This window comes from Streptomyces hokutonensis (genome assembly GCF_042751305.1).
Classification (GTDB): Bacteria; Actinomycetota; Actinomycetes; order Streptomycetales; family Streptomycetaceae; genus Streptomyces; species Streptomyces hokutonensis_A.
The window spans coordinates 528,213-536,295 of the sequence record NZ_JBHYWD010000003.1 but is presented as its reverse complement, the minus strand read 5'-3'; the positions used below and the strand labels follow the sequence as shown (position 1 = coordinate 536,295).

The 8,083-nt window shown below is 69.1% G+C and carries 3 protein-coding genes; 2 read left to right on the top strand and 1 reads right to left on the bottom strand.

The window, feature by feature from the left end:
• Window positions 1-400: 400 nt before the first annotated feature.
• On the top strand, window positions 401-3,673 hold the full coding sequence (locus ACFXC1_RS12225) for a GH92 family glycosyl hydrolase (protein ID WP_381241852.1): 3,273 nt from the start codon (window positions 401-403) through the stop codon (window positions 3,671-3,673).
• 67 nt (window positions 3,674-3,740) lie between these two features.
• Window positions 3,741-4,115 (top strand): hypothetical protein, encoded by a 375-nt coding sequence (locus ACFXC1_RS12220; protein WP_381241851.1) that lies wholly within the window; start codon window positions 3,741-3,743, stop codon window positions 4,113-4,115.
• Window positions 4,116-4,122: 7 nt separating this feature from the next.
• On the opposite strand, the gene ACFXC1_RS12215 is transcribed toward ACFXC1_RS12220, so the two are convergent.
• Window positions 4,123-7,914 carry a GH92 family glycosyl hydrolase gene (locus ACFXC1_RS12215; RefSeq protein ID WP_381241849.1) on the bottom strand — a complete coding sequence of 1,264 codons (3,792 nt, stop codon included), beginning with the start codon at window positions 7,912-7,914 and terminating at the stop codon, window positions 4,123-4,125.
• Window positions 7,915-8,083: the final 169 nt, after the last annotated feature.

Below are 8,083 nucleotides of genomic sequence, written 5' to 3'. Positions count from 1 at the left end.
TGTGGTGTGTGGGTGCCGCGGCTGCGCGGGTGCGTGGGGGGCGCCACGGGGTGTTGACCCGGCGGGGGTGGTGGGCCGCGCGGCGGGGGGGGCGCGGGTGGGGCGGCCCCCCCGGCCCCCCCGAGCCGGATGGGCGATGGGGGGTGAGCCCACCCGGGTGGTGCGTGGCTTGGTGCGACACCGAGATGCGACAACGTTGTCAAATGGTCTGCATACGACTCTACCGCCTCAACGGACAACGATGTCAACCCAGTTGGTCTGCGAACGCCGTCCGAGTGGCTGCCCAGCGCGCCCCGGCCGCCCCACGCGCTCTTCCGTGGTACGGGTGGCGCACGTTACTGTCCCTGCGGCTTGTGCGACCTGTGGTGCGCGACCCGTCCGAAGGAGGAGGGGCCGCGTCATGCGTTTCCGTCCCATGTCCCTGTTGCTCGCCGCCGCACTCGCGGTCGGCGGCGCAACCCCCGCCCTGGCGGCCACCGCCGCCCCACCGCACCTCGTCAAGGACCCCAGTGCCTACGTCGATCCGCTGATCGGCACCAAGAACGGCGGCAATGTCTTCCCGGGCGCCGTCGTGCCCTTCGGCATGCTCTCCTGGAGCCCGGAGAACACCAGAGGCAGCGCCACCAGCACCGCCGCGCCCGGCGGTTACCAGTACGACGCCACCCGCATCCGCGGCTTCAGCCTCACCCACATGTCCGGCACGGGCTGCGCGGGCGGCAGCGGCGACATCCCGTTCTTCCCGTACGCCGGTGAGGTCACCTCCTCCCCGGCGAGCGACACCAAGGACGCCGTCTACGCCTCCGACTTCAGCCACACCTCCGAGACCGCCGAGCCCGGCCACTACCGGGTCGGCCTCGCCTCGGGCGTCACCGCCGACCTCACGGCGACGGCCCGCACCGGCTCCGGCCGCTTCACCTACCCGGCCGACAAGCCCGCCTCGCTGCTGATCCGCACCGCCAACTCCGAGGTGGGGTCGGCGAATTCGTCGGTCACCATCGACCCGGCCACCCGCACGGTCTCCGGCTCGGTCACCTCCGGCAACTTCTGCGGCTACCTCGACCCCGAGGGCCAACGCGCCTACTACACCCTGTACTTCACCGCCACCTTCGACCGCGCCTTCAAGACCACGGGCACCTGGCAGGACGACAAGCTGACCCCGGGGTCGACGTCCGCGACCGGTGGCACGGGCGGGTTCGCGAACGGCGGCCGTCCGGTCGCCGGCAAGGGCGCGGGCGGCTACGTCGAGTTCGAGCCCGGCACCGGCCCGGTCGGCGTCAAGGTCGGTATCTCGTACGTCAGTCAGGCCGGTGCCGAGGCCAACCTCGCGGCGGAGAACCCGCCGAAGCGCACCTTCGACGCGGTCGAGGACGCGGCCCACCGCGCCTGGCGCGACCAGCTCGGCGCGATCAAGGTCGGCGGCGGCACCGACGCCGAGCGCACCACCTTCTACACCGCGCTCTACCACTCCCTCCTGCACCCGAACGTCATCAGCGACGCCGACCGCAGATACACGGGCAGCGACGGCAAGGTGCACAAGGTCGGCCGGGGGCACGAGGCGCAGTACGGCACCTTCTCCGGGTGGGACATCTACCGGTCGCAGGTCCAGCTCCTCACCCTCCTCAACCCCCGCACCGGCTCGGACATCGCCCAGTCCCTCTACGAACTCGCCCGGCAGAACGGGGGAGTCTGGGACCGCTGGCTGCACGGCGCGAGCGGCACCCACGTCATGAACGGCGACCCCTCGCCCACCGCCCTGGCCGGCATCCGCGCCTTCGGCGGCACGGACTTCGACCTGAAGGGGGCGCTCGCGTCCCTCGTCCAGGCGGCGACGGTCCCGACCGCGCAGGACCTGTCCTCGTCCGGCAAGCCGGTGCTGTCCGTCGGCCAACGCCCGTCCCTGGACAAGTACTTGAACCTGCACTACATGCCGTCCGTCTCCAACGCCTGGGGCGGTGCCGCCGAGACGCTGGAGATGTCCACGGCCGACTTCGCGCTCTCCCAACTCGCCACGGCGGCAGGGAAGAAGAGCACGGCGGCCGACTTCGCCAAGCGCGCCCAGTGGTGGCAGAACAACTTCAACATCGCCGCCGACCCCACCGGCGGCTACATCGCCAACCGCAAGGCGGACGGCAGTTGGGTCACCGGCTTCACCCCGGGCACCGGCAACGGCTTCGTGGAGGGTACGGCCGCGCAGTACACCTGGATGGTCCAGCACAACCCGGCCGGCCTCTTCGCGGCGATGGGCGGCACGGACAAGGCCCTCACCCGCCTCGACTCCTTCTTCCATGAGGCGGACGGGAGTTGGGCCTTCACCGGCAGCGGCGGCGACAAGTCCGAGCTGGACAACGAGCCGTCCGTCAACGTCCCCTACCTCTACGACTACGCGGGCGCGCCCTACAAGACCCAGGGGACGGTCAGGGCGGCCATGAAGCAGCTCTGGACGACCGACCCGGCCGGCATCCCCGGCAACGACGACCTCGGCGAGATGTCGTCCTGGTACGTCTTCTCCGCCCTCGGCATGTACCCCCAGGTCCCCTCCCGCGCCGAACTCACCCTCGCCTCACCGCTGTTCGAGCGCATCCTGATCAAGCGCCCGCACGGCAACGACATCTCCATCCACGCCCAGGGCGCGGCCACCGACGCCCCGTACATCCAGTCCCTGAAGGTCAACGGCCGCACCAGCGACCGCCCTTGGCTCTCGTCCTCGATCGTCAGGAACGGCGGCACCCTCGACTACACCCTCTCCACCACCCCGAACCGCACCTGGGGCAGCGACCCGGCCGACGCCCCGCCGTCCTTCCGCACCGGTGAGCAGCCGTACCAGATCGGCGTCGGCCCGACCGCCGCAACCCTCGCACCCGGCGACAGCACCAAGGTGAACATCAAGGCGCTGTCCCTGAGCGGCGGCACCGGCCCCGAGGTCCGCTACAGCGTCGAGACCCCCGCCGGGGTCACGGCAACTCCCGCGCAGGGAACGGTCGTCGACGGCTCCCAGGACATCACGCTCACTGCCGCCGACGACGTCAAGCAGGGCTTCTACGACGTGAAGGTCACCGTCACCTCGGGTGGCACGTCGTACGAGCAGCCCGTGTCCCTCACGGTCGCCGCGCCCGGCACTCTCCTCGCCGCCTACAACAACACCGGCGTCTCCGACGACACCGGTGAGCACGACGAGGCGGACTACGACGGGGGCGGCTGGAGCTACTCCCTCCAGGCGCTCACGGCGGCCGGGCTGACCCCGGGCGGCACGGGCACGGTGGACGGACTCGGCTTCACCTGGCCGAACTCGCCGAACGGGCGCCCGGACAACGTCTCGGCGGCCGGTCAGACCCTCCAACTCCCGCAACCCGCCGCCAACTTGTCCTTCGTCGGCAGCGCGGTCAACGGCAACCAGCAGACGAAGGCGACCGTCACCTACACCGACGGCAGCACCGACGTCATCGACCTCTCCTTCACGGACTGGACGGTCGGCGGGGGCGGCGGCACCGTGCAGTACGGCAACGAGGTCGTCGCCAGGTCGGCGTACCGCAATGTCGCGGGTGCGGACAAGGACCCGGTCGTCACCTATGTGTTCGCCACCAAGCCCTTCGCGGCACCCACGGGCAAGACCATCAAGAGCGTGACACTTCCGGACGACCCGGATCTCCATGTGTTCACCCTTGCGGTGAACTGACGTCCACAATGTGTGCCCTCGTCCGTTCCGGTGGCGGGGGCACATCGACGCGTGCGAGCATCCGCAGATGGGTAAACGGCCGCAGCTGCCCGAGGAGTTCCGGGCCGAAGCGCGTTCGGCTTTCGCTTTCCTGGTCGAGGGCGAGGGCTTCGCGCCGCCGGAGGACATAGACGGTGGCCTGCGTTATCTGCGCGCCGACCTGATGGTGCGCGTCTGGTTCCTCGGCGGCGCCGAATCGGAGGTCCTGACACGGCTGATCCCCCTGGCGCCGGACGGCACCAGGGGGAAGGGCGCTTGGCTGGACGACCTGTACAAGGCCGCCGCGTGCGGCCCGGCCCAGGACGTCCCCGTCTTCGCGTCGACCAGGAGAGGCGTGCTCAGACGGGTTCACCAGCACGCGGAGGCGTTGCGCAGGCTGCTGCCCCGCCTCCCCGTGCCGTGACCGTGCCTCAGGCCAGCAGCTCCACCTCCGCGAGCGTCGAGGAGCCGTCCAGGACCAGGCGGTAATGGGCGTACGAGCCCGGTGACTTGACCGAGAAGGCGCGCGTCTGCTTGTCCCAGGTGAAGGACTCGCCTGAGCGCTTGTCGAGCGTCTTCCACTTGGTGCCGTCGGCCGAGCCCTGGAGGGTCCAGCCGGTCGGTGCCAGTGTGCGGTCCGCCGACGACGTCAGCGTGTACTGGATGCCCTTGGTGGCCTTGGCGATCGGCAGGTCCACTGAGGTCACCGTCGCGGCCGTGGCCGACGTGTTGTCGAACAGGGCGCCGGCGGCGGAGAGTTGGTCGCTGCGGGGCGTCGGCACCTGGTCGTTCTTGGTGATCGACACCGGCGCCGCGTTCTTGCCGCTGCCCCACGCCGAGGGCTTGGAGCCCATGGAGAAGTCCAGCACTCCGCCCTTCTCCAGCAGCGAGTGCGGGAGCGAAGTCGACGTCCAGGCCTTGCCGTTGACCTTCAGGCTCTGGACGTAGACGTTCTTCGTACTGTTCTTCGGTGCCTTGACGACCAGGTCCTTGCCGTTCTCCAGGTGGACGGTCGCCTTGGTGAACAGCGGGGAGCCGATGGTGTATTCGCCGCTGCCCATCACCAGCGGGTAGAAGCCGAGCGCGGAGAAGAGGTACCAGGCCGACTGCTCGCCGTTGTCCTCGTCGCCGTGGTAGCCCTGCCCGATCTCGCTGCCGGTGTAGAGCCGCGACAGCACCTCACGCACGTCCTTCTGCGCCTTCCAGGGCTCGCCGGCCGCGTCGTACATGTACGTGACGTGGTGGGCGACCTGGTTGGAGTGTCCGTACTGGCCCATGCGGACGTCGCGGGCCTCCGTCATCTCGTGGATGACACCGCCGTAGGAGCCGACCGTCGCGGACGAGGCCTTCTCCGGGGTGGCGAAGTACTCGTCGAGCTTGTCGCCGAGGGCCTTCCGGCCGCCGTAGAGGTTGGCGAGGCCGCGGCTGTCCTGCGGGGCGGTGAAGGCGTAGCCCCAGCCGTCGGTCTCCGTGTAGTCGTAACCCCAGATCTTCGGGTCGTAACTCGCCGAGTCCACCCGCCAGTTGCCCTTGGCGTCCCTGCCCTGGAAGAACCCGGCCTGCTTGTCGAAGAGGTTCACGTAGTCCTGGGCGCGGTTCAGGAAGTACTCCGACTCCTCCTTGTAGCGCTTCTCCCCGGTCTTCTTGTAGAGGGCCAGGCCCATCTGCGCGATGCCGTAGTCGTTGTTGTAGCCCTCCATGGCCCAGGAGAAGCCCTCGCCGGTGTCCGTGCTGGTGTAGCCGAGGAAGGGCGAGGTGGCCATGCCCTTGCGGCCGACGCCCGAGGAGGGCGGGACGACGGTGGCGTTCTTCACGGCCGCGTCGTACGCCGACTTGGCGTCGAACTGCACGCCCTTGACGTAGGCGTCCGCGAACGCGACGTCCGAGGAGGTGCCGGTCATCAGGTCCGCGTAGCCGGGGGAGGACCAGCGCGAGGTCCAGCCGCCGTCCTTGTACTGCTGCACGAACCCGTCGACCATCTCACCCGCCTGACCGGGCGTCAGAAGCGAGTAGGCGGGCCAGGTGGTCCGATAGGTGTCCCAGAAGCCGTTGTTGACGTACACCTTGCCGTCCACGATCTTCGCGCCGGTGTGCGTCGGGGTGTCCTGGCTCGGCATCGCGGAGAACGGCGAGGCGTACTGGTAGGTCGAACCCACCTTCTCGAAGCCGGAGTTGGGGTACAGGTACAGCCGGTACATGCTGGAGTACAGCGTGGTGAGCTGGTCGGGGGTCGCGCCCTCCACCTCGACCTTGCCGAGCAGTTTGTCCCACACCTGCTGGGCCCGGTCCTTGACCGTGTCGAAGGAGGTGCCGTCCGGGATCTCCTGGCGCAGGTTGTCCTTCGCCTGGTCGATGCTGATCAGCGAGGTGGCCAGGCGCAGGGTGACCGTGTGGTCGGCGCCCGCCTTGAACCGCAGATAGCCCTTGACTCCGGTGGACGAGCCGTCCGTCACCGGTGCGTCGAACACGCCGTAGACGAAGAGCCGGGTCGCGCCCGTGGACAGACCGGACTTGACGTCCGAGTAGCCGGTGACGGTCCCGTTCGTCTTGTCGAGGGTCAGGCCCGCCTGCTCGGTGACGTTGTCGAAGATGACGCTCGCGTCGTCGCCGGGGTAGGTGAAGCGCAGCGAGGCCGCGTGGTCGGTCGGGGCCATCTCGGCCTTGAGACCGTTCTCGAACGTGACGCCGTAGTAGTACGGGCGCGCGGTCTCGTTCTCGTGCCGGAACGCCAACTCCCGTGCGTTCGGGTCGGTGGCGGGCGTTCCCGAGGCCGCCGACGGCATCACCTGGAAGGTCTGCCGGTCGCCCATCCAGGGGCTCGGCTCATGGCTCAGGCTGAGGGCCTGGAGCGTCGGCAGGTTGGCGTCGTTGTTCGCCCGCGCGTAGTCGTAGAGCCAGCTCAGCGACGACGAATTCGTCACCGGGGTCCAGAAGTTGAAGCCGTGCGGCAGCGCGGTGGCGGGGAAGTTGTTGCCGCGCGAGAAGCTGCCGCTGGAGTTGGTGCCCCGGGTGGTCAGCGCGTAGTCGGACAGATGCGCCTTCGGCTTCTCGGGCGCGACCGACTTGAGGCTCACGTCGTCGAGCCAGCCGCGGAACTTCGCCGGCCCGCCGGGGGAGTCGTAGGCCAGCAGGATCCGGTCGACGGTCTTGCCTGCCGCGACCGAACCGATTCGCGAGAGCACGTTGTTCCACTGGTTGACGTAGAGGATCTTGGCCGTGCCCTGCCCCTGTGGGGTGAGCGCGAAGCCGTGCGAGTCGGTCGCGCCGAGGCCGCTGAGATACGTACCGTCCGTGAAGGCGAGGTCCACGGAGACGTTCGTGGCGTCGTAGTCCACGTCGCCGTCGGCCATCTGCGGGAAGATCTTGTACGACAGCGCGGTGTCCCGGCCGACGGCCACGTCCACGTCGAAGACCTTGTTGTACGAGTACGCCCACCCGGTAGCCGTATGACGGCCCGCGTACCGCAGCGCGCGCGTCCCGGTGAAGCCGGCGCCCGCCTTGGCGGTGGGGGAGCCGCTGGGGCCGCGGTCGACCAGCGAGAGCATGTCCTCGGGGATCGGGGCGGTGGCGGAACCGGTGGAGAACTGGACGTCGGCGAGCTGCAGGATGTCGCCGCCGTTGTTCTTGCTCACGTCCAGCCGGAAGTGCTGGTACTCGGCGGGCTCTGCGAGGTCGTACGACTTGGTCTGGAACCGTGCCGAGAACGACTCGCCGGAGCGGGTGTCGACGGTCTTCCAGTCCTTGCCGTCGGTCGACCCCTGGAGGGTCCAGTCCTGCGGGTCGCGCTCGTCGTGGTCGTTGGCCGAAGTCAGCGCATACGTGACTATTTTGAGCGGCTTGTCGAGGTCGAACTCGACCCAGCCCGTGGGCGCGAACGTGAGCCACTTGGTGCCGGACTCGCCGTCGACGAGGTTCTCCTTCACCTCGCCCGCACCGCTGTTCTCGCCGCTGGCCCGCAGGTCCGTGACGTGGTCGTCCACATTGCCGGGGATACCGCTGGTGTATCCCCCGTCGACACCGGAGGCCCGCTTGGAGCCGTCCGGTGCGGTGTCCACGGTGTTCAGCCAGTCCGGCGCCGGATCACCCGACTCGAAGGAGGAGGCGAACTCCCCGGCCGGAGCGGGAGCCTTGACGGGCAGCGCGACGGCCGCCCCCTGCGAGCCCGCCACCAGAGCGACGGCGGCCACCGAGACGGCCGCCGAACCCCACCATCTGTGATGCATACGAGGGCATCCTCCCTGCACGTGGGACAACGTTGTCAATTTCGACGCGCAGGCAACAGTAGGGAGTCAAGTGGCCAGTGATGTCAAGGGTGTTGAGTGCGGCATTCGGGCGCAATAGCGGGGATTTCTCCGGCATCGAACGCACAGGGCCTTCATATTTCCGCGAGGT

What these genes read in the sequence shown, in the direction of transcription:
- ACFXC1_RS12220 (WP_381241851.1), top strand. Translation starts at nt 3,741, where the DNA reads ATGGGTAAACGGCCGCAGCTGCCCGAGGAGTTCCGGGCCGAAGCGCGT.
- ACFXC1_RS12225 (WP_381241852.1), top strand. Translation starts at nt 401, where the DNA reads ATGCGTTTCCGTCCCATGTCCCTGTTGCTCGCCGCCGCACTCGCGGTC.
- ACFXC1_RS12215 (WP_381241849.1), bottom strand. Translation starts at nt 7,914, where the DNA reads ATGCATCACAGATGGTGGGGTTCGGCGGCCGTCTCGGTGGCCGCCGTC.